Genomic DNA, 19,359 nt, shown 5'->3' on the forward strand with positions numbered 1-19,359 from the left:
AGATGAATCCTACCCACTCTTGCGGCCGATGGCTCATTGGCAAACCTGATGCTCGCGATTGGTTTTCCCTATCAACTGACAGTATTAATAGAAGAAATCTCAAATCAGCGGCTGGGTGGCCAGGGTCATGCCAAGAAAGGGCGTCGCTTCAACATAGCGCATGGCGGATTTCATGTCGCTCCAGCCGACGTAACTCATCAACGACTTCAAATCCCAACCGCTGCGCTGGGCCCAAGTCGCAAAGCCCCGGCGCAGGGAGTGGCTGGTGTATTGCTCGGCCGGGATGCCCGCACGCTCCAGGGCCTGGCGCAACAGCGGGATCACGCTGTTGGGGTGCAACCCCGCCTCGCCCACGTTGCCCCAGCGGTCAATCCCGCGAAACACCGGGCCGCGGACCAGCGCCGAGGCGCTGAGCCATTCGCTGTAGGCCTGCACCGGGCATAGCCGCAGCAATGCTGGGGTTTGGTAGGTCTTGCCGACGTTGTCGCGGTCGCTCTTGCTGCGCGGCAGGTACAGGCTGATGCCAGCCCCGGGCACGGCCTGAACATGCTCGATGCTCAATCGGCACAACTCATCACTGCGAAAGCCTCGCCAGAACCCCAGCAGGATCAATGCGCTGTCACGTTTGGCGCGCAGCAGTCCGGCGGGGTCCTGGGCTTCGCTTGCCGCTCGCGCCTCTCCTTCCAGGCATGCCACCACCTGCTCCAGGTGCTTGAGCTGTAACGGCTCTGCCTGCTTCTCGCGCGCAGGGTGCACGGCGCGAATCCCCTTGAGCACCTTGCGCACGACTGGCGCCTTGGTCGGGTCGGGAAAGCCCTGGCTCGTGTGCCACTGCGCCAACGCTGAAAGCCGCAGCTTCAGGGTATTCACCGCCAACACCCCGGCATGCGCCACGAGGTAACGCGCCACGCTGTCGCTGGTGGCGGGCAGGAATCCGCCCCAGCTCACCTCGAAGTGCTCGATGGCTGCGCGATAACTGCGGCGCGTGTTATCGCGGGTAGCGGCGTTGAGGTAACGATCCAGATCGCTCATGAAAGCCTTTTCGTACTGCTGATAGGGCGCACTCACGGTGAAAACCGTGCTGACACGGGATAATACGCCAATATCCCATCTGTTAAATCATGAATTTTAACCGACAATTATTGATGATATAGTATGTATATACATACCATGTACCACAGTACTAAATCGACGGAGACCCCATGGCTCGTGGCGGCATAAACAAAGCAGTCGTTCAAACGGCACGCCTGGCGATTCTCGCCCGCGGCGAAAACCCCAGCATCGATGCGGTACGCATCGAAATGGGTAATACCGGTTCGAAAACCACGATTCATCGCTACTTGAAGGAACTGGACGAGAGTGAAACGCGGCAGACCATCACCGAAGCGCCCATCGACGACGAATTGGGCGAACTGGTGGCGCGGCTTGCCCAACGCCTGAAAGAGAAAGCCCAAGAACCGATTGACCTGGCCGTGGCGAAATTTGAGCAACAGAAAACCGCCCTGCTCGCCCAACTCGAAACGCTGCAAACAGCCCATAACCAGCTGCAGCAGCAATTCGATATCCAGGCCGCAGCCCTAGCCGACGAAAGCGCAGCCCTGCAAACCGCCAGCACCAGCCTGCAAACCGAGCAAACCCGTAACGCCGGGCTGAGCCAGGCGTGCAGTGACTACGAGCTACGCATCAGCGACAAGGACGAACAAATTCGCTCGCTGGAAGACAAGCACCTGCACGCTCGGGATGCCCTGGAGCATTACCGCAACGCAATCAAAGAGCAGCGCGAACAGGAACAGCGCCGCCACGAAGGTCAGGTGCAGCAAGTCCAGGCGGAACTGCGCCAGGCCCAGCAGAGCGCAATGGTGCGCCAGGACGAGATCACCCAGTTGCACCGCGACAACGAGCGCTTGCTGATCGAACATCGAGTAACCGTGAAGGAGCTGGCGGCATTGCACGAGCAAGTGCGCAAGGACCAAGCGCAGCAACTCAAACTGAGCGAACAGTTGAAGCAGATCGACAGCGAACGCACCCTGCTCCAGGAGCGCCTGCGGGTCGCGGTGCAAGACAGTCAGTCACGCCAAGCCGCGCTGAGCGAATTTCAGCAGGCCAACAAGGCACTGGAACTGGACCTGATCAAGGCCCAGGCCAGCATCGAGACGTTGCGTCTGACGGCCGCCGTTGCAGCAACCGCTGAGGCAACGCCCAGCACCTGATCAGTCGGCCACGGGCGTGCGCATGGTGACGAACTCTTCGGCCGCCGTCGGGTGTACGCCAATGGTTTCATCAAAATGCTGCTTGGTCGCGCCCGCCTTGAGCGCGATCGCCAAGCCCTGCACGATTTCCCCGGCGTCCGGGCCGACCATATGGCAACCCAGGACCCTGTCGGTGTCGGCATCGACCACCAGTTTCATCAGGGTTTTCTCCTGGCAGTCGGTCAATGTCAGCTTCATCGGCCGGAAACGGCTTTCGAAGACCTTCACCTTATGGCCGCTGATCTTCGCGTCTTCCTCGCTCAGACCGACCGTACCGATGTTCGGCAGGCTGAACACCGCCGTCGGAATCATCGCGTAGTCCACCGGGCGATACTGCTCCGGCTTGAACAAGCGACGCGCCACGGCCATGCCTTCGGCCAGGGCCACCGGGGTCAGTTGCACGCGACCGATCACATCGCCAATCGCCAGGATCGACGATTCGGCGGTCTGGTACAGGTCATCCACCTCGACAAAACCGCGCTTATCGAGCTTGACCCCGGTGTTTTCCAGGCCCAGGTTATCCAGCATCGGCCGCCGGCCGGTGGCGTAGAACACACAGTCCGTGTCCAGCACGCGCCCATCTTTGAGGGTGGCCTTGAGGCTGCCATCGGCTTGCTTGTCGATACGCTCGATATCGGCATTGAACTGCAGATCCAGGCCGCGCTTGGTCAATTCTTCCTGCAGATGCTTGCGCACCGCACCGTCAAAACCGCGTAGGAACAGGTCGCCGCGATACAGCAAAGACGTCTGCGCACCCAAGCCATGGAAAATTCCGGCGAATTCAACGGCGATATAGCCGCCGCCCACCACCAGCACGCGCTTGGGCAATGCCTTGAGGAAGAACGCTTCATTGGAACCAATCGCGTGCTCATGCCCCGGAATCTGCGGAATCTGCGGCCAGCCGCCGGTGGCGATCAGGATGTGCTTGGCCGTAAAGCGCTCGCCATTGATTTCCACCTGATGCGGATCGACCAGTCGCGCATGCCCTTCATGCAGGGTCACGCCACTGTTGACCAGCAGGTTGCGATAGATGCCGTTGAGACGGTTGATCTCGCGGTCCTTGTTGGCGATCAGGGTCGCCCAGTCAAAGTTCGCTTCACCCAGAGACCAGCCAAAACCGCTGGCCTGCTCGAAGTCTTCGGCAAAATGCGCGCCGTAGACCAGCAGCTTCTTCGGCACGCAGCCGACGTTCACGCACGTGCCGCCCAGATAGCGGCTTTCCGCCACGCCCACTTTGGCGCCAAAACCGGCGGCAAAGCGCGCAGCACGAACACCGCCGGAACCGGCGCCAATCACATACAGGTCAAAATCGTAGGCCATTTCACTCTCCTCGGCAGGCAATCAGCATACCGACTTAGTTGGGGGCGAAAAACGAAAAAGCCACCCGAAGGTGGCTTTCTCTTACAACAGGCGGGCAACCGTGAATCAGTAAGCCTTGCCAGTCTTGTAGAAGTGCTCGTAGCAGAAGTTGGTCGCTTCGATGTAGCCTTCGGCGCCACCGCAGTCAAAACGACGACCTTTGAACTTGTAGGCGATCACGCAACCGTCTTTGGCCTGCTTCAACAGGGCGTCGGTAATCTGGATCTCGCCCCCCTTGCCCGGCTCGGTTTCTTCGATCAGCTTGAAGATGTCCGGGGTCAGGATGTAACGACCGATGATCGCCAGGTTCGACGGGGCATCTTCAGGCGCAGGCTTCTCGACCATGTCGCGCACGCGGATCAGGCCATCGCCGATATCGTCGCCGGCGATAACGCCGTACTTGTTGGTTTCTTGAGGATCAACCTCTTGAACCGCGACGATGGTGCAACGGTACTTCTGGTACAGCTTGACCATCTGGGTCAGCACGCCGTCGCCTTCCAGGTTCACACACAAGTCATCCGCCAGTACTACGGCGAACGGTTCGTCACCGATCAGCGGGCGGCCGGTCAGGATGGCGTGGCCGAGGCCTTTCATCTGGGTTTGGCGGGTGTAGGAGAACGAGCACTCGTCGAGCAGCTTGCGGATGCCGACCAGGTATTTTTCCTTGTCGGTGCCTTTGATCTGGTTTTCCAGCTCGTAGCTGATGTCGAAGTGGTCTTCCAGCGCGCGCTTACCACGGCCGGTGACGATGGAGATTTCGTTCAAGCCGGCATCCAGTGCCTCTTCGACGCCGTACTGAATCAGTGGCTTGTTCACCACCGGCAGCATCTCTTTGGGCATGGCCTTGGTCGCTGGCAAGAAGCGAGTGCCGTAACCGGCTGCTGGGAACAAGCATTTCTTGATCATATGGGTCCTTACAAAGGGCTGTGCGTACGGAATTCGGCGCAGTCTAATCAGGCCGCAGGCACCTTACAATGGGTCCTGCTGGCGTTGCGATGTCATCATAGAGAAAAAATGTCGGCGTAAGTTCCGCTAATCCTACGAAGAGCTGCACAAACGGCACGACAAAAACAGCGTTGCCCTCTGGTTTAAAATGGGCTGCAACCCTTTTAACACGCTTTGGCGCCTCAAACATTGATCTGGAATAACTTGGGCGGGGGCGCGACAATTGGCGCTATCATTACGCCCTTGAACCAGACCACGAGATTGTTAATAGATGTCAGAACCCAAAGGCGTAAACGGCTACCTGATCACGCAGCGTGCGGACGGTTGGCACTTGATCAACTTCCACGGAGACAGCGTTGCCGGCTCGTTCGCGACCGAACGCGAAGCTGTTGCGGTAGCCGAAGTGTTTGTGGATGAAGCGGGTCACGCGTCGAGCAAGCGGCCAAAGAGCAAGTAAGCCTGCAAGCCCTGCGCACAAAGCCCCGGTGACCGGGGCTTTTTTGTGTGGGTCATGTACCTACATGGCCGTTCGCTATAATCTTCTGCAAACGCCCCACGACAATGTCCGCGCGCCCCTCCAACATCCTCGACGACGACCCCACATGAACAAGATTCTAGCACTGACCGCGGTACTGGCGCTCACCGGCTGCACCACCACCTCTGACGTTTATCTGAAAAACGGTGAACAGGGCCTGACGATCGACTGCTCGGGTGAAGCCAACTCCTGGGCCGGTTGCTATGAAAAGGCCGATGCATCCTGCGCCGGCACCGGTTATCGCATCGTCGGCACCGAGGGCACGCCCGCCCTGAGCGAAGATGACAAGACCCTGGGCAAAGACGTGGGCAACTTCAAGAGCCGCAGCGTGGTGGTGGTCTGCAAGTAGGCGCTGCTGCGCTTACATGTGGATTTCGGCGAACTTGATACCCAGGCCGCGAACCGTCTCGATCAGGTCGTCCAGGCACTGGAACGACTCCACTTCATCCTGATCATCCACCAGGAAAAAGCTGCGTCCGCCGCTTTTCTTGAAGAATACGATCCACTCCCCCAGATCAGCGGGATTCTGGATGATGTGGGTGGCCGAGATCTGACCTTCGGCATGGCGGGCTTTGACGTGTTCACGTTTCATGACAGAGTTCCAGAAAAAGACAAATGCCGCGCAAACCCAGGGTTTGAGCGGCATTTTTTGTAGTGCATGGCCGACAGTTTAACGGATACCCTGCCCGATGAGCACGCCGTCTACTGTTTGACCATAGAGATTGACCCCGTCATTGGCGTGAACTTATGCAGGACGGGACAACACACAAAAAAAGGCCTGACACCGCAATGGCAAGTCAGGCGTCTTTATCGGATTCAAACGTGCTGTATAAAACGCGTGGCCTCAGCCGGAAATGCAGTCCTCCCCGGCCTTCTTCACATCGCCAGGACGGATCGGCACATTGGACATGCTCTCGTAGAGCTTTATGCTGCTGCCACTGGAGCGTTCTTCAATCTCGAAAATAGCCGACGGGTCAGTGGAGAATTTCTGCGGCACAATCACCTGCACACCGTCTTTATGAGGCTCAATCTGCGGCGGCCGGCGGGTAGTCGACAATTTACGCACCACACAGGCGGCATATTCCTGCGGTTTTTTCCCTGAAATGACCGCTAGGGTCGGGGGGGTCTGCTTGATATCTGCAACCGAAGCACACCCACCTATCGCCAAGGCCAGAACCAACACACTCCACTTCATATAAAACCTCCGATAAAGACGCTACGACAGCGGGGATGGTAATTTTCTCCCGCCCACGTAGGATTTATCTCTGATAACTCGGCAAATAACTGTTTTAAATTGTCGACGTCGTCGACGACGGCCCGATAATAAACGCGCTGGGGCTGATAAACTCTATCTTAACCTACGTATCGTTCTGATTTTTCAGAAAAAGCCCTTCTGGAGACACCCCCCATGAAATTCATCCACCAGCGTGAGCACCTCAACGAGGGAGACATTGTTGTCATCGAATGCTCGCAGACTTGTAATATTCGTCTGATGAGCGATGCGAATTTTCGCAGCTTCAAGAATGGCGGTCGTCACACCTACCACGGCGGCGCATTCGACAAGTTCCCCGCAAAAATCACCGCGCCCAGCACCGGTTTCTGGAACATCACCCTGGACGTTGTGACGCGCCGCGCCATCAGCGTCACCCGCAAACCTGCGCTGTCCCACAAGATCCGTATCGTTCGTCGCACCAACAGCAAATTGAGCTGAGCCGAACACTCGACAGGAAAAAAGCTGTGACCACGACCAAATACGTCATCAAGTACAAACTCAACGGCGAACGCCGCTTTGAGTTTGCGCAACTGCAAAGCAACAGCGTCGAAGAAGCCAAGCAAGTCCTGGCGAAGATTCACGACACCAGCGATGAAATCACTGACATCAACGTGAGCAAGGCGCTGTAAGCCCATGCCCGACCCGACCGCCGACCTGTTTGCCGAAGACGCCCTGCAACAACCCGCAGGGCGTGAGCAGATTGGCGAACAGTCCCACGTTCTGAGGGGCTATGCCCTGCCCTACATTGAGCATCTTCTGCCAGCGTTGCGGCGCGTGCTGGCTCAGTCGCCGTTTCGGCAAATGGTCACACCCGGCGGTTTCACCATGTCGGCGGCCCTGAGCAGTTGCGGTGAGCTGGGGTGGACCACCGATCCCAGCGGCTATCGCTACAGCGCGCTTGACCCGCGCAGTCGTCAACCCTGGCCAGCCATGCCCGAGACCTTGCGCCAACTGGCGGCACACGCGGCGGCCGACGCCGGGTTCAGTGATTTTGTGCCCGATGCCTGCCTGATCAACCGTTATGTGCCGGGGGCGAAGATGTCGTTGCACCAGGACAAGAACGAACGCTGCTACACCGCGCCAGTGGTTTCCGTATCGCTGGGGCTGCCAGCGGTCTTCCTGTTCGGCGGCCATGCACGCAGTGACAAGCCGCAAAAAATCTCGTTGTTCCATGGTGATGTGGTGGTGTGGGGCGGCGTCGATCGCCTGCGCTTTCATGGCGTCATGCCGGTCAAGGACGGTACGCATGCGGTCATGGGCGCGCAACGCATCAACCTGACCTTTCGTACCGCCGGCTGATTTGACCGCAAGCTTCAGAGTGCCAGGCCACTGCGACACGACTAATCTGGCCGTGACCCGTCATGAGAACAGGCAATGAATAACGAACATGACCCCCGTTGGGCGGCAATCCTCGCCCGCGATCCCCAGGCGGATGCGCTGTTTGTCTATGGGGTGAAAACCACCGGCGTGTATTGCCGTCCCAGCAGCGCCTCGCGCTTGCCGCGACCGGAAAACGTCGAGTTCTTTGATACGCCCCAGGAGGCCGAGACGGCAGGCTATCGCCCAAGCAAACGCGCGACCGGCGACCAGACGCAGCGCGCGGCGCGACACGCCGAGCTTGTAGCCAACGCCTGTCGGCAGATCGAACACGCCAAAACCCCGCCCAGCCTCGACCAACTGGCCCTGCAGGCCGGGTTGAGTCCGTTCCATTTCCATCGGGTGTTCAAGTCAGTCACCGGTATCACCCCCAAGGGTTATGCCAGCGCCCAGCGCTCACGCAAAGTGCGCGAGGGGCTCAAGGGGCGCAACACGGTGACCGACGCGCTGTATGACGCAGGCTTCAATTCCAACAGCCGCTTCTATGAATCGGCGGATCAACTGCTGGGCATGAAGCCAAGCGATTACAAAGCCGGCGGCACGAATACTCACATCCATTTTGCCGTCGGCCAGTGTTCCCTCGGCGCGATTCTGGTGGCGCAAAGTCATCGCGGCGTGTGCGCGATCCTCCTGGGCGACGAGCCGGACGCGCTGGTGCGTGACCTGCAGGACCAATTCCCCAGGGCCGAACTGCTCGGCGCCGACCCGGCTTTCGAGCAGTTGGTCGCTCAGGTGGTGGGGTTTATAGAAGCCCCCGCCCTGGGCCTGGACTTACCGCTGGATCTGCGCGGCACGGCCTTTCAGGAACGGGTGTGGCAGGCCTTGCGCGACATCCCGGTGGGCAGCACCGCCAGCTATGCGCAGATCGCCGAACGGATTGGCGCGCCTACATCCTTTCGTGCTGTGGCCCAGGCCTGTGGCGCTAACCGCCTGGCGGTCGCCATTCCGTGCCACCGGGTAGTGCGCAGTAACGGCGACGTGTCGGGCTACCGATGGGGCGTGGAACGCAAGCGCCTGTTACTGGAGCGCGAGCGCGACATCTAAACAACGGCTCGCCACTGCACGAAACTCAGGCTGCGTCCAGTGAATAAAACAGACTGGCCGGGCGCCAAGGGCCCTGCTAAAACAGCGAAAATTCTTACTAACGCTGGAGACGCATCCCATGAGCACCTGGCCAGACACCCGCATTCTTGACCTGTTGGGCATCGATGTGCCGATCATCCAGGCGCCCATGGCCGGTGCAACCTCTGCGCAAATGGTCATCGCCGCCAACGAGGCCGGCGCGCTGGGTTCGATGCCGGCAGCGGCGCTGAGTATCGAGCAATTGCGCGAGGCTTTGGCCACTGTCCGCAAGGCCAGCACGCGGCCGATCAATGTGAATTTCTTCTGCCACCAACCGCCCGAGGCGGACGAAGCGCGTGATCGGCGCTGGAAGGACCTGCTGCAACCCTACTACCGCGAACTGGGCGCCGACGTTGATGCTCCAACGCCAGTAACCAACCGCGCACCGTTCAACGAAGACGCCTGCCAAGTCGTAGAAGCATTTCGCCCTGAGGTGGTCAGTTTCCATTTTGGCTTGCCGGAAAAGTCCCTGCTCGACCGCGTCAAAGCGACCGGCGCCAAGGTGCTGTCATCGGCCACGACCGTCGAAGAGGCGATTTGGCTGGAACAGCATGGCTGCGACGCGATCATCGCCATGGGCCTTGAAGCCGGCGGCCACCGCGGCATGTTTCTCAGCGACGACCTCAATAGCCAGATCGGCTTGATGGCGCTGGTGCCGCAGATCGTCGACGCCGTCAGCGTGCCGGTGATCGCCGCCGGCGGCATCGCTGACGCGCGCGGGATCGCCGCCGCCTTCGCTTTGGGCGCCTGCGCCGTACAGATGGGTACGGCGTACCTGTTCACCCCCGAAGCCACGGTCAGCCCCTCGCACCACCATGCATTGCGCCATGCCCAGGCCAGCGAAACCGCGCTGACCAACCTGTTCACCGGCCGACCGGCGCGGGGCATCGTCAACCGGGTGATGCGTGAGTTGGGCGCGATCAACCCATTGGCCCCGGCATTCCCCAGGGCCGGCGGTGCGTTATTGCCACTCAAGGCCAAGGACGAAGCGGGCTTCAGCAACTTATGGGCAGGCCAGGCGTTGCGCCTGGGTAAAGAGATAGGCACCTATGAGCTGACCCGCGAACTGGCCAAACAAGCACTGGCGAAGCTCAAATAGACCCAACCGCTGTGGCAACTTTGCACTGTACCGGCAATGGCCAACCGCTATATATTCCCCTACATAGCGGTTGAGCCTTCTACCTATAACAAGCCGTACATTTCCTAAGGAGCTGCTTCATGACGATTCGCGCCTCACGCCTGGCCCCTACCGCCCTGGCCAGCCTGATTGCTGCCTGCGCTTTGGGTCCGGCCCACGCCGATGAAGTCCAGGTGGCCGTCGCCGCCAACTTCACCGCACCGATCCAGGCGATTGCCGCCGATTTCCAGAAGGACACCGGGCACATGCTGGTCGCCGCCTATGGCGCCACCGGGCAGTTCTATACCCAGATCAAGAACGGCGCGCCGTTCGACGTGTTCCTCAGCGCCGACGACACCACCCCGCAAAAACTCGAAACCGAAGGCGATACCGTCAAGGGGTCGCGCTTTACCTACGCGGTCGGCACCCTGGCGCTGTGGTCGGCCAAGGAAGGTTATGTCGATGCCAAGGGCGAGGTGCTGAAGCAGAACGCGTTCAAACACCTGTCCATCGCCAACCCGAAAGCCGCGCCCTACGGGCTGGCCGCCACCCAGGTGCTGGCCAAGGAAGGTCTGACCGACAAGGTCAAGGACAAGCTCGTCGAGGGCCAGAACATCACCCAGGCCTATCAGTTTGTCTCCACCGGGAATGCCGAGCTGGGGTTTGTGGCCTTGTCGCAGATCTACAAAGACGGCAAAGTCACCAGCGGTTCGGCATGGATCGTCCCGGCCGCCATGCATGACCCGATCAAACAGGACGCGGTGATCCTCAACAAGGGCAAAGACAACGCCGCTGCCAAGGCGCTGGTCGAGTACCTGAAAGGGCCGAAAGCCGCTGCCGTTATCAAGTCCTACGGTTACGAGCTCTAAATGCCGCTATCGAGTGCCGATTTTTCCGCGATCTGGTTGACCATCAAACTGGCGTCACTGACCACGGTGATCCTACTGGTCATCGGCACTCCGATTGCCCTGTGGCTGTCGCGCACCCGCTCGTGGTGGCGCGGGCCTATCGGCGCGGTGGTCGCCCTGCCGTTGGTGCTGCCGCCCACGGTCATCGGCTTCTACCTGCTGCTGACGATGGGGCCGCATGGTTACTTCGGCCAGTTCACCCAATGGCTGGGCCTGGGCACCCTGACCTTCAGTTTCGCCGGGCTGGTGATCGGCTCGGTGATCTATTCCATGCCGTTCGTGGTGCAGCCGTTGCAAAACGCCTTCTCCGCCATCGGTACACGCCCGCTGGAAGTGGCCGCGACCTTGCGCGCCAATCCCTGGGACACGTTCTTCAGCGTGATCCTGCCCCTGGCCCGCCCGGGGTTTATCACCGCGTCGATTCTCGGTTTTGCGCATACCGTCGGCGAGTTCGGCGTGGTGCTGATGATCGGCGGTAATATCCCGGACAAGACCCGGGTCGTCTCGGTGCAGATCTACGACCATGTCGAAGCGATGGAGTATGCCCAGGCGCACTGGTTGGCCGGCGCCATGGTGGTGTTCGCGTTTCTCGTGTTGCTGGCGCTCTATTCCAGCCGAAAAACCAAGATGGGCTGGAGCTGATGTCGATGATTGATGTACGCCTGCACCTTAAGTATTCCGCCTTTGCCCTGGAGGTGGACCTGCATCTGCCCGGGCGTGGCGTCACCGCGCTGTATGGGCATTCCGGCTCCGGCAAGACCACCTGCCTGCGCTGCATTGCCGGGCTGGAACGTGCCACGGACGGGTTTGTCCAGGTCAACGATGAAGTCTGGCAAGACAGCCGCAGCGGGCTGTTCGTGCCGCCGCATAAACGTGCGCTGGGCTATGTGTTCCAGGAGGCGAGCCTGTTCCCCCATCTGTCGGTGCGGGCCAATCTGGAATTCGGCCTCAAGCGCATCCCGCGTGCGCAACGTCGCGTCGACATGACCCAGGCCACCGAACTGCTGGGCATCGGTCACCTGCTTGAGCGGCATCCGCAGCACTTGTCCGGCGGCGAGCGCCAGCGCATCGGCATCGCCCGCGCATTACTGACCAGCCCGCGCCTATTGTTGATGGACGAACCGCTGGCCGCCCTCGACAGTAAACGCAAGAGCGAAATCCTGCCGTATCTGGAACGCCTGCACGACGAACTGGACATCCCCGTGCTCTACGTCAGCCATGCCCAGGACGAGGTGGCGCGCCTGGCCGATCACATCGTGTTGCTCAGCGAGGGCAAGGCCCTCGCCAGTGGCCCCATCGGTGAAACCCTGGCGCGGCTGGATTTGCCCTTGGCGTTGGGCGACGACGCGGGCGTGGTCATCAGTGGCACGGTAAGCGCTTACGACGCGCACTATCAGTTGCTCAGCCTGCAACTGCCCGGCAGCGCCTTGCACATGCGTGTCGCCCATGCGCCGCTGGCCTTGGGCAAAGCCTTGCGGATCAAGGTGCAGGCGCGGGATGTGAGCCTCAATGTGCAGGCGGAAGAACACAGCAGCATCCTCAATCGCCTGCCGGTGACGGTCATCCAGGAGATTGCGGCGGACAACAACGCCCACGTGCTGGTGCGCCTGGATGCCGGCGGCACGCCGCTGCTGGCACGGATCACCCGCTTCTCCCGTGACCAATTGCAACTGCACCCCGGCCAGACGCTATGGGCACAAATCAAGGCAGTCGCGGTGCTGGCGTAAGCCACGAAAACCTTTTGGCACGAGCGCACCCCGCTGGCCTGATTTGTTGCCAAGGAATGCGCGCCATGCCCGATTCTGCATCGCCCGCCGACTTGCTGAACAAAACCAGGTGGGTTAGCGTCTGCCCCCCCTTCTGATTTACCGGACGACCGCCGACGTGAACCGCTAAGCCTTCCAAAATGTATCCGCAACGAGCCGCCTGGCGTGCTTGTTGGCCTGTTCGACATTTTTTTGGAGGTGCTGATGACTGACGTCAACCGGCTACCCGTATTGGTTTCCCTGCAACACCTGTCCTTCCAGTTCGCCGATGGCGAAACCCTGCTGGACGACCTGAACCTGTCCATTGACCACACGCCCACTGGCATTGTCGGCCGCAATGGGCGCGGCAAAAGTATTCTGGCCCGGTTGATTGCCGGGAGGCTGGCGCCCACTTCCGGCACCCGCGCGGGTTCTGCCAGCGTCGCGTATGTGCCGCAAACCCTGACTATCGAGCCTGGCGACAGCGTCGCCCACCTCACCGGCACCGCCCAGGCATTGGCCGCGCTTGAGCGTATGGCTCACGGCGCCGCCCAGGCCGACGACCTGGAACTGATCGACGATCGCTGGGACCTGGCCGAGCGCTTGCGCGCCGCGCTGGATGTGGCAGGGCTGCAACCCCTTCATGCGCACACCCCGGCCCATCACCTCAGCGGTGGTCAGTTGGCCAGGGTTGCGCTGATAGGTGCGTTGCTGGCCTGTCCTCAGTTGCTGATTCTCGATGAGCCGACCAATCACCTCGACAGCGCCGGGCGTGATTGGCTGCTGCAGGTGCTGGGTGACTGGCGCGGCGGCCTGGTGGTGGTCAGCCATGATCGGCAACTGCTCAATGCCATGGGGCGCATTATCGAACTGTCGCCCCTTGGCGCCCGGGTGTATGGCGGCAACTACGAAACCTATCGACAACAGCGCGATACGCAGCAGCACGCCGCTATCGCCGCCTGGGAGCACGCCCGCCTGGAGCGCAGCCGCGAGCGTCGGCGCCTGCAACAAGACCACGACAGCCTGCAACGTAGCGCCGCCCGTTCACGCAAGCACGCTGAAACCGCGAATGTCGACCGTTTCACCAAGGCCCGCTGGAAAGGCGCCGCCACGCAAATCGTCGGCACGGTGCGCGGTGCCCATCGCGAACACAACGCCCGGCTGGATGCGCAAGTGCGTCAAGCCTACGAAGGCGTGGCGGATCAGACGCCGACGCTGCTGGCCTTGCCCGGCTCGGCGCTGCCCAATGGTCGACAGGTCCTGACCCTGATCGATGCCGAGCTACCGTGGCTGGGCGCTCAAACCCTCACACTCAGCCTGATCGGCCCTGTGCGCGTCGCCGTGCGGGGGCCGAATGGTTGCGGTAAGTCGACCTTGCTCAAGCTGTTGGCGGGCCAATCGCAGGCCGTCAGTGGCGAATGCTCGGTGCACGTGCCCAGCGCCTATATCGATCAACACCTGGCCCTGCTGGACAACCAACGCTCGATCGTCGAGCAGCTCAACCTGCTCGACACGCCACTGGCCGAGGCTGAGTTGCGTACCCGGTTGGCCTTGCTGCAGTTGGACGCCGCACGGGTCACGCAAGCGGCGGGCCGGCTCAGCGGCGGCGAACGTTTGAAAGCCGCGATGGCCATCGCCTTGTGGCGCGAGACGCCGGCGCAACTGCTGCTGTTGGATGAGCCGACCAATCACCTGGATCTGGAGTCGATCGTCGCGTTCGAACAGGCGCTGAAGGGATTTACCGGCGCAATGGTGGTGGTGTCACATGACGAGGGGTTCGTGCAGGCGATCGAGCCGACTCATACCTTAGTCTGGCAAAGCACCGGTTGGCGGCTGGTAGCTGTCTGAGATCATTGCGCCGGACATCAAAGCGCCTTACGGTGGTGGCCGAATAATCTCACCGAGGAACCCGGCCCCATGTTGCCTTCGTCCCAAAAGTCCTACGCCAACGCCGGACTCGCCCATCAACAGCGATGGCGTGGCCGTGTCGGTATGCTGCTGGTGGCCAGCCTGTCGGTGCTGGCGGGCATGACCGATGCCATAGGCTTCATGGCCAGCGGCGACTTTGTCTCATTCATGAGCGGCAACACCACGCGCCTGGCGGTGGCAATCAGCGAAGGCGACCTGGGCCTGACCGGGCGCCTGCTATTGCTGGTCGCAACCTTCATCGTCGGCAACGCCTTGGGTGTCATGGTCAGCCGTATCAGCCGTCGCCACGCCCTGCCCTTGCTGCTGTGCATTGCGACGCTGCTCTGCGCCGGCGCGCTGTGGCCGTTCGACGATATGCTGCCGGCCTTGCTGGCGGCAATTGTGGCGATGGGCATGCTCAATGCCGCCGTCGAAGAAGTGAACGGATTGCCGGTGGGGCTCACCTATGTCACCGGAGCGCTATCACGCTTTGGTCGCGGGCTGGGCCGCTGGCTGCTGGGGGAACGTCGCAATGGGTGGCGCGTGCAACTGGTCCCATGGACGGGGATGTTTATCGGGGCGGTGATCGGTGCGCTGCTGGAGCATCGGATGGGCTTGAGTGCGCTGCTGGTCAGCGGGGCGCTGGCTGCAGTGTTGGGCGTGGTGTCACTGAAGATCCCCCGGCGCTGGCACTTGGGGTACATGCCGCGCTGATAACCAGAGGTGCTCGCCCGACGTTACGGCCTCGACGTCCGTGTACTGGTAAAGAGCCATCACGTCGAGCGAGCGAGTGAATCATAAGACAATGTCCAGCGTCTGTCCCGCCAGGCATGTCCTAAAACCACTAAGGCAACGGATTACAGACAAGTCGCGAGTGCGGCCAAACGACGCTTGGCGACCATAGAGTCATCAGCGGCGTAGTAATGGACGGAGGAACCGGCCCCTGCGCTGCGCACGTCGACAAAGTAGTCGCCGCCGGTGGTGTACACCGTGAAACCACCCGCCTCGATCGGCTCCTTGAAGCCGCCGGCGTCGACACCAAACACCGTCTCGTCCTGCCAGCCGAACTGGATACATTGGGCAACCACCAGCGCAGCCTTGTCCGAAGCCAAGGTCTTGTAGGGCGTGCCGGAGCGTGCCGCGTTCATTTTCGAGCCCGCGCAACCGCCCAGTGCAGCCAGTACCAATGCGCCAATTACCAGTTTCCGCATGCCATCGCTCCTTGGAAAAAAACGCGACTCTACCATTAGCAGGCGACACTCACGGATTATTACGTCACCCTGTCGCCTACTTGCGAGCTCGCTTCTACCTGGAAAACCGATGACACCCAATGCCGAACGCTACAACCCATCCACCGACTATGCCGACAAGCTGATCAGCCGCATCGGCCAGACGCCCACGTGGATCGCCAAGCGCATTGGCGTGACGGATAAGCGGATTCGCTACATTCTCGACGGCGAGCGCACGGTGAAAGGCGAAAGTACGCCGATCCAGATGACCTACACCGAGCAGTTTGCGCTGGAGTGCCTGGCGGCCGAGGCCAAGGCGAAAAAGAAGCCGGCGCCGGCCGCCGAATGAATTTAGTTTCACTGTGACAGTAGAACCCGCCACGGATAATGGCCTGGCTCACTTTTAGAAGTTCCCTTCAGCCCGCCCTCCCGCGGGCTTTTTTTCGCCTGCGCGTTTAAAGCCACCAGCGAAACAGGTAGAACAACGCCATGCTCAACAGCACGGTGAGCAGCACATTGCGCGTCCAGAACATCAGCGCCACCGCACAGATCCCGGCCAGCAGGTAGGGGTTGGCCGGGCTCAGGTTGAGCTGGTGGTCGGCGAAAAAAATGATCGGCCCGCAGATTGCCGTGAGCATGCCCGGCACCGCAAACCCGAGAAACTCCCGCGCACCACGATTGAGCCGCACGGGCAGGCGCGGTTCGATAAACAGGTAGCGGTTAAGAAACACGATCAGTCCCATTGCAACAATCATCACGAAGATCATGCCTGCCCTACTCCCAGTCGCTTGCAGGCAAACCCTGCGCTCATGCCCAACACACCCGACACCACCACGGCCGACTCCCATTGCAAGAAGCTCAAGCCCACCGAGCCCAACAGCGCCACCGCCACGCAGACCACGGTGGGCACATCGCGCACCACGGGCGTGATCAACGCGATAAAGGTCGCGGCGATCGAGAACTCCAGACCCAGGTGTTCGAGCCCTGGAATACTCTTGCCCAGGACGATGCCGGCGAGGGTAAACAGGTTCCAGGCGATATAGAACGTCAGGCCAACGCCCAGCGCGTACCAACGGTTGAAGGTTTCGCGGTCGTATTGGCTGACCAGGGCGAAGAACTCATCGGTCATCAGGAAGCCCAGGCTCATGCGCCAGCGCGGCTTGAACGTCGACAAGGTGGGACGCAGATGCATGCCGTAGAGCAAATGTTGCGAGGTCAGCAGCAGGGTCGTGAGCAAGATGGAGATCAGGCTGGCGCCGCTCTTGACCATGCCGATGGCGACCAGTTGCGCGGCGCCGGCAAAGACAATGGCGGAAAGGCCTTGGGCTTCGAGCGGGGAAAACTGCGCATCAATGGCCATTGACCCGGCCAGCAAGCCCCAGGGCGCGCACGCCAGGGATAGCGGAATGACAGCAATCGCGCCACGGGCGAATGCGTAATGAGGTAAGGCAGTAGGCATGGGAACCGCTCATCGACAGACAGTCGCCAAGCATGCCAGCGCCATGTGCAGGTTGTCTTGAACGATCTTGCTCAGGCCAGTTTGACGGACACCTGCTCCACCGAGTCTCGCGCTTCGCGCAGCTCATAGGCATCTTGGTTGAGGCGGTGGATGGTATTGAGCAAGCGCTGGCGCAGCACTTCATCGCCGAGTTTTTCGACGGCGCGCATCAGATCAAACGCCGCGGTTTCATTATTTTCCGCGACGGAATCGAGGGTCTTGCGCAGGTTGCGAGTGGCACGGGTCACGCGTGGTATTCCTTCATCAGCTATGGGCAGGCACTTTAGGACATTTGTGTTTCATTTTAATTTCAATCACTTGTGGCGTGTTCCCAGACATTTGATCCATATCAATTGAAACAGGATTTGACTGTAATATATGGAAATACGTATATTCGAATACACATATAAGCAAAGGCCGTGGCCATGTCAGACCCTTTCTCCCCTCCCGCTCTGTTCAAATGCCTGGCCGATGCCACGCGTTTGCGAATGACCCTGTTGGTCCTGCGCGAAGGCGAACTTTGCGTGTGCGAACTGATCCATGCACTTGACGACAGCCAGCCGAAAATCTCCCGCCACCTCGCGCAACTGCGCAGCAGCGGGTTACTGCTGGATCGGCGCCAGGGGCAATGGATCTACTACCGTATCAATCCGGCACTGCCCGCCTGGGTAACTCACGTGCTGGACACCACCCTGCAAGCCAACCAGCCATGGTTGCAAAACGACGCGCAGCGTCTTGATGCAATGGGCGACAGACCACAACGAGCCAGCACCTGCTGTTGAGCCACCGGAGCGTTTATCCATGCTTGTCGCAATTGCGATTTTTATCTTCACCATCGTCCTGGTCATCTGGCAGCCCAAAGGCCTGGGCGTCGGCTGGAGCGCGACCCTGGGCGCGATCCTCGCACTGGCCTGTGGCGTGATCAGCCTGGCGGACATCCCGGTGGTGTGGCACATCATCTGGAATGCCACCGGCACCTTTGTCGCGCTGATCGTCATCAGCCTGTTGCTGGATGAGGCCGGATTCTTTGCCTGGGCAGCGTTGCATGTGGCCCGTTGGGGCCGTGGGCGCGGCCGGCGGTTGTTTGCCTATATGGTGCTGCTGGGCGCGCTGGTGTCGGCGCTGTTTGCCAATGACGGCGCGGCACTGATCCTCACGCCGATTGTGATGTCGATGTTGCTGGCGCTGCGTTTTTCCCCGGCGGCAACCCTGGCGTTCGTCATGGGCGCAGGGTTTATCGCCGACACGGCGAGCCTGCCGCTGGTGGTGTCGAACCTGGTGAACATTGTCTCGGCGGACTATTTCAAGATCGGCTTCAATGAATACGCGGCGGTGATGGTGCCGGTGAACCTCGTCAGCGTCGCCGCCACCCTGGCGGTGCTGTTGTGGTTTTTCCGCCGCGATATTCCGCAGACCTACGACCCGGCCGACCTGGCGGACCCGGCCAGCGCCATTCACGACCGCGCCACCTTTCGCGCCGGTTGGTGGGTGCTGGGCATCCTGCTGGTCGGGTGTTTTGCCCTCGAACCGTTGGGGATTCCCATCAGCGCCATCTCTGCCGCATGCGCGGTGTTGCTGCTGGTGATCGCCGCCAAAGGCCACAAGATTTCCACGCGCAAAGTGCTCAAGGACGCGCCCTGGCAGATCGTGATCTTTTCCCTGGGTATGTACCTGGTGGTCTACGGGCTGCGCAACGCTGGGCTGACCACCTACCTGGCGACCTGGCTCGACACCTTCGCCACCTATGGCGTATGGGGCGCGGCGATGGGCACCGGGGTGCTGACGGCATTGTTGTCTTCGGCAATGAACAACCTGCCGACCGTGTTGATCGGTGCGCTGTCCATCGAATCCAGCCATGCCGCGGGCGTGGTCAAGGACGCGATGATCTACGCCAACGTGATCGGCAGCGACCTCGGCCCGAAAATCACCCCCATCGGCAGCCTGGCGACCCTGCTATGGCTGCATATCCTGGCGCGCAAAGGCATCACCATCACCTGGGGTTACTACTTCAAGGTCGGGATTGTATTGACCTTGCCGGTGCTGCTGATCACGCTCGCCGCCCTCGCCTTGCGCCTTAGCCTCTAAAGGACATCC

The 19,359-nt window shown here is 60.7% G+C and carries 25 protein-coding genes; 16 read left to right on the forward strand and 9 right to left on the reverse strand.

Translation table 11 applies throughout. From position 1 onward, the window contains the following. Positions 1 to 99: 99 nt before the first annotated feature. Positions 100 to 1,032 carry a site-specific integrase gene (locus U5A08_RS14860; RefSeq protein ID WP_321847253.1) on the reverse strand — a complete coding sequence of 311 codons (933 nt, stop codon included), beginning with the start codon at positions 1,030 to 1,032 and terminating at the stop codon, positions 100 to 102. 170 nt (positions 1,033 to 1,202) lie between these two features. Between U5A08_RS14860 and U5A08_RS14865 the strand changes: the two genes are divergently transcribed. After that, a complete protein-coding gene (locus U5A08_RS14865; RefSeq protein ID WP_321847254.1) occupies positions 1,203 to 2,210 on the forward strand; it encodes a DNA-binding protein in 1,008 nt (335 codons plus the stop codon). On the opposite strand, the gene gorA is transcribed toward U5A08_RS14865, so the two are convergent. Together gorA and galU are read right to left on the reverse strand one after the other, a co-directional pair. Beyond that, positions 2,211 to 3,569 (reverse strand): glutathione-disulfide reductase, encoded by a 1,359-nt coding sequence (gene gorA, locus U5A08_RS14870; protein ID WP_321847255.1) that lies wholly within the window; start codon positions 3,567 to 3,569, stop codon positions 2,211 to 2,213. A 105-nt stretch (positions 3,570 to 3,674) separates the two neighbouring features. Beyond that, entirely contained in the window at positions 3,675 to 4,514 is an 840-nt protein-coding gene (gene galU, locus U5A08_RS14875) for a UTP--glucose-1-phosphate uridylyltransferase GalU (RefSeq protein ID WP_003212579.1), read from the reverse strand. A 310-nt stretch (positions 4,515 to 4,824) separates the two neighbouring features. On the opposite strand from galU, the gene U5A08_RS14880 reads away from it, so the two are divergent. After that, positions 4,825 to 5,010: a hypothetical protein gene (locus U5A08_RS14880; protein ID WP_253395995.1), complete on the forward strand. Its 186-nt coding sequence runs from the start codon at positions 4,825 to 4,827 to the stop codon at positions 5,008 to 5,010. 145 nt (positions 5,011 to 5,155) lie between these two features. Continuing rightward, a complete protein-coding gene (locus U5A08_RS14885; protein ID WP_247402404.1) occupies positions 5,156 to 5,437 on the forward strand; it encodes a YgdI/YgdR family lipoprotein in 282 nt (93 codons plus the stop codon). Between the two features lie 12 nt (positions 5,438 to 5,449). On the opposite strand, the gene U5A08_RS14890 is transcribed toward U5A08_RS14885, so the two are convergent. Further along, on the reverse strand, positions 5,450 to 5,680 hold the full coding sequence (locus U5A08_RS14890; RefSeq protein ID WP_253395997.1) for a hypothetical protein: 231 nt from the start codon (positions 5,678 to 5,680) through the stop codon (positions 5,450 to 5,452). Between the two features lie 252 nt (positions 5,681 to 5,932). After that, positions 5,933 to 6,283, reverse strand: coding sequence for a hypothetical protein (locus U5A08_RS14895; RefSeq protein ID WP_247402399.1), 351 nt, complete (start codon positions 6,281 to 6,283; stop codon positions 5,933 to 5,935). Between the two features lie 213 nt (positions 6,284 to 6,496). Between U5A08_RS14895 and U5A08_RS14900 the strand changes: the two genes are divergently transcribed. From U5A08_RS14900 to U5A08_RS14945, 10 genes are all read left to right on the forward strand, one after another. Beyond that, positions 6,497 to 6,799, forward strand: coding sequence for a DUF1883 domain-containing protein (locus U5A08_RS14900; RefSeq protein WP_017846312.1), 303 nt, complete (start codon positions 6,497 to 6,499; stop codon positions 6,797 to 6,799). A 26-nt stretch (positions 6,800 to 6,825) separates the two neighbouring features. Further along, positions 6,826 to 6,990, forward strand: a complete 165-nt coding sequence (locus U5A08_RS14905; protein ID WP_247402393.1) for a hypothetical protein — start codon at positions 6,826 to 6,828, stop codon at positions 6,988 to 6,990. A 4-nt stretch (positions 6,991 to 6,994) separates the two neighbouring features. Continuing rightward, a complete protein-coding gene (gene alkB / locus U5A08_RS14910; RefSeq protein ID WP_321847256.1) occupies positions 6,995 to 7,660 on the forward strand; it encodes a DNA oxidative demethylase AlkB in 666 nt (221 codons plus the stop codon). 75 nt (positions 7,661 to 7,735) lie between these two features. Next, positions 7,736 to 8,782 carry a bifunctional DNA-binding transcriptional regulator/O6-methylguanine-DNA methyltransferase Ada gene (gene ada / locus U5A08_RS14915; RefSeq protein ID WP_321847257.1) on the forward strand — a complete coding sequence of 349 codons (1,047 nt, stop codon included), beginning with the start codon at positions 7,736 to 7,738 and terminating at the stop codon, positions 8,780 to 8,782. Positions 8,783 to 8,900: 118 nt separating this feature from the next. Next, on the forward strand, positions 8,901 to 9,959 hold the full coding sequence (locus U5A08_RS14920; protein ID WP_321847258.1) for an NAD(P)H-dependent flavin oxidoreductase: 1,059 nt from the start codon (positions 8,901 to 8,903) through the stop codon (positions 9,957 to 9,959). A 119-nt stretch (positions 9,960 to 10,078) separates the two neighbouring features. After that, positions 10,079 to 10,846, forward strand: a complete 768-nt coding sequence (modA, locus tag U5A08_RS14925) for a molybdate ABC transporter substrate-binding protein (RefSeq protein WP_321847259.1) — start codon at positions 10,079 to 10,081, stop codon at positions 10,844 to 10,846. Next, positions 10,847 to 11,527 (forward strand): molybdate ABC transporter permease subunit, encoded by a 681-nt coding sequence (modB, locus tag U5A08_RS14930; protein ID WP_017846319.1) that lies wholly within the window; start codon positions 10,847 to 10,849, stop codon positions 11,525 to 11,527. It begins immediately after the preceding gene. Positions 11,528 to 11,532: 5 nt separating this feature from the next. Continuing rightward, positions 11,533 to 12,612 (forward strand): molybdenum ABC transporter ATP-binding protein, encoded by a 1,080-nt coding sequence (gene modC / locus U5A08_RS14935; protein WP_253396007.1) that lies wholly within the window; start codon positions 11,533 to 11,535, stop codon positions 12,610 to 12,612. A 243-nt stretch (positions 12,613 to 12,855) separates the two neighbouring features. Then, entirely contained in the window at positions 12,856 to 14,478 is a 1,623-nt protein-coding gene (locus tag U5A08_RS14940; protein WP_321847260.1) for an ABC-F family ATP-binding cassette domain-containing protein, read from the forward strand. A gap of 69 nt (positions 14,479 to 14,547) precedes the next feature. After that, positions 14,548 to 15,252: a YoaK family protein gene (locus tag U5A08_RS14945; RefSeq protein WP_253396012.1), complete on the forward strand. Its 705-nt coding sequence runs from the start codon at positions 14,548 to 14,550 to the stop codon at positions 15,250 to 15,252. Between the two features lie 143 nt (positions 15,253 to 15,395). Here U5A08_RS14945 and U5A08_RS14950 read toward each other — a convergent pair whose 3' ends face one another. Further along, complete coding sequence (locus U5A08_RS14950; RefSeq protein ID WP_247405367.1) at positions 15,396 to 15,749, reverse strand: hypothetical protein; 354 nt, start codon at positions 15,747 to 15,749, stop codon at positions 15,396 to 15,398. A gap of 109 nt (positions 15,750 to 15,858) precedes the next feature. Here U5A08_RS14950 and U5A08_RS14955 point away from each other — a divergent pair, with 109 nt between their 5' ends. Further along, positions 15,859 to 16,116 carry a hypothetical protein gene (locus tag U5A08_RS14955; protein ID WP_253396014.1) on the forward strand — a complete coding sequence of 86 codons (258 nt, stop codon included), beginning with the start codon at positions 15,859 to 15,861 and terminating at the stop codon, positions 16,114 to 16,116. 106 nt (positions 16,117 to 16,222) lie between these two features. On the opposite strand, the gene U5A08_RS14960 is transcribed toward U5A08_RS14955, so the two are convergent. From U5A08_RS14960 to U5A08_RS14970, 3 genes are all read right to left on the reverse strand, one after another. Continuing rightward, entirely contained in the window at positions 16,223 to 16,534 is a 312-nt protein-coding gene (locus tag U5A08_RS14960; RefSeq protein ID WP_247405361.1) for an AzlD domain-containing protein, read from the reverse strand. Continuing rightward, positions 16,531 to 17,226, reverse strand: coding sequence for an AzlC family ABC transporter permease (locus U5A08_RS14965; protein WP_253396016.1), 696 nt, complete (start codon positions 17,224 to 17,226; stop codon positions 16,531 to 16,533). Before U5A08_RS14965 ends, U5A08_RS14960 begins: the two co-directional genes overlap by 4 nt. A gap of 71 nt (positions 17,227 to 17,297) precedes the next feature. Further along, positions 17,298 to 17,513: a hypothetical protein gene (locus tag U5A08_RS14970; RefSeq protein WP_003191339.1), complete on the reverse strand. Its 216-nt coding sequence runs from the start codon at positions 17,511 to 17,513 to the stop codon at positions 17,298 to 17,300. 177 nt (positions 17,514 to 17,690) lie between these two features. On the opposite strand from U5A08_RS14970, the gene U5A08_RS14975 reads away from it, so the two are divergent. Together U5A08_RS14975 and U5A08_RS14980 are read left to right on the forward strand one after the other, a co-directional pair. Further along, complete coding sequence (locus tag U5A08_RS14975) at positions 17,691 to 18,047, forward strand: metalloregulator ArsR/SmtB family transcription factor (protein WP_247405356.1); 357 nt, start codon at positions 17,691 to 17,693, stop codon at positions 18,045 to 18,047. Between the two features lie 19 nt (positions 18,048 to 18,066). Further along, complete coding sequence (locus U5A08_RS14980) at positions 18,067 to 19,350, forward strand: arsenic transporter (protein ID WP_321847261.1); 1,284 nt, start codon at positions 18,067 to 18,069, stop codon at positions 19,348 to 19,350. Positions 19,351 to 19,359: the final 9 nt, after the last annotated feature.

Origin of the sequence: Pseudomonas paraveronii (assembly GCF_963681955.1) — a bacterium.
GTDB lineage: Bacteria > Pseudomonadota > Gammaproteobacteria > Pseudomonadales > Pseudomonadaceae > Aquipseudomonas > Aquipseudomonas paraveronii.

Coding starts and splice junctions, on each gene's coding strand:
- U5A08_RS14900 (WP_017846312.1), top strand. CDS start 6,497: ATGAAATTCATCCACCAGCGTGAGCACCTCAACGAGGGAGACATTGTT.
- modC (WP_253396007.1), top strand. CDS start 11,533: ATGATTGATGTACGCCTGCACCTTAAGTATTCCGCCTTTGCCCTGGAG.
- galU (WP_003212579.1), bottom strand. CDS start 4,514: ATGATCAAGAAATGCTTGTTCCCAGCAGCCGGTTACGGCACTCGCTTC.
- U5A08_RS14865 (WP_321847254.1), top strand. CDS start 1,203: ATGGCTCGTGGCGGCATAAACAAAGCAGTCGTTCAAACGGCACGCCTG.
- U5A08_RS14880 (WP_253395995.1), top strand. CDS start 4,825: ATGTCAGAACCCAAAGGCGTAAACGGCTACCTGATCACGCAGCGTGCG.
- U5A08_RS14950 (WP_247405367.1), bottom strand. CDS start 15,749: ATGCGGAAACTGGTAATTGGCGCATTGGTACTGGCTGCACTGGGCGGT.
- alkB (WP_321847256.1), top strand. CDS start 6,995: ATGCCCGACCCGACCGCCGACCTGTTTGCCGAAGACGCCCTGCAACAA.
- U5A08_RS14895 (WP_247402399.1), bottom strand. CDS start 6,283: ATGAAGTGGAGTGTGTTGGTTCTGGCCTTGGCGATAGGTGGGTGTGCT.
- U5A08_RS14885 (WP_247402404.1), top strand. CDS start 5,156: ATGAACAAGATTCTAGCACTGACCGCGGTACTGGCGCTCACCGGCTGC.
- U5A08_RS14890 (WP_253395997.1), bottom strand. CDS start 5,680: ATGAAACGTGAACACGTCAAAGCCCGCCATGCCGAAGGTCAGATCTCG.
- U5A08_RS14920 (WP_321847258.1), top strand. CDS start 8,901: ATGAGCACCTGGCCAGACACCCGCATTCTTGACCTGTTGGGCATCGAT.
- gorA (WP_321847255.1), bottom strand. CDS start 3,569: ATGGCCTACGATTTTGACCTGTATGTGATTGGCGCCGGTTCCGGCGGT.
- modA (WP_321847259.1), top strand. CDS start 10,079: ATGACGATTCGCGCCTCACGCCTGGCCCCTACCGCCCTGGCCAGCCTG.
- modB (WP_017846319.1), top strand. CDS start 10,847: ATGCCGCTATCGAGTGCCGATTTTTCCGCGATCTGGTTGACCATCAAA.
- U5A08_RS14860 (WP_321847253.1), bottom strand. CDS start 1,032: ATGAGCGATCTGGATCGTTACCTCAACGCCGCTACCCGCGATAACACG.
- U5A08_RS14980 (WP_321847261.1), top strand. CDS start 18,067: ATGCTTGTCGCAATTGCGATTTTTATCTTCACCATCGTCCTGGTCATC.
- U5A08_RS14965 (WP_253396016.1), bottom strand. CDS start 17,226: ATGCCTACTGCCTTACCTCATTACGCATTCGCCCGTGGCGCGATTGCT.
- U5A08_RS14940 (WP_321847260.1), top strand. CDS start 12,856: ATGACTGACGTCAACCGGCTACCCGTATTGGTTTCCCTGCAACACCTG.
- ada (WP_321847257.1), top strand. CDS start 7,736: ATGAATAACGAACATGACCCCCGTTGGGCGGCAATCCTCGCCCGCGAT.
- U5A08_RS14945 (WP_253396012.1), top strand. CDS start 14,548: ATGTTGCCTTCGTCCCAAAAGTCCTACGCCAACGCCGGACTCGCCCAT.
- U5A08_RS14960 (WP_247405361.1), bottom strand. CDS start 16,534: ATGATCTTCGTGATGATTGTTGCAATGGGACTGATCGTGTTTCTTAAC.
- U5A08_RS14955 (WP_253396014.1), top strand. CDS start 15,859: ATGACACCCAATGCCGAACGCTACAACCCATCCACCGACTATGCCGAC.
- U5A08_RS14975 (WP_247405356.1), top strand. CDS start 17,691: ATGTCAGACCCTTTCTCCCCTCCCGCTCTGTTCAAATGCCTGGCCGAT.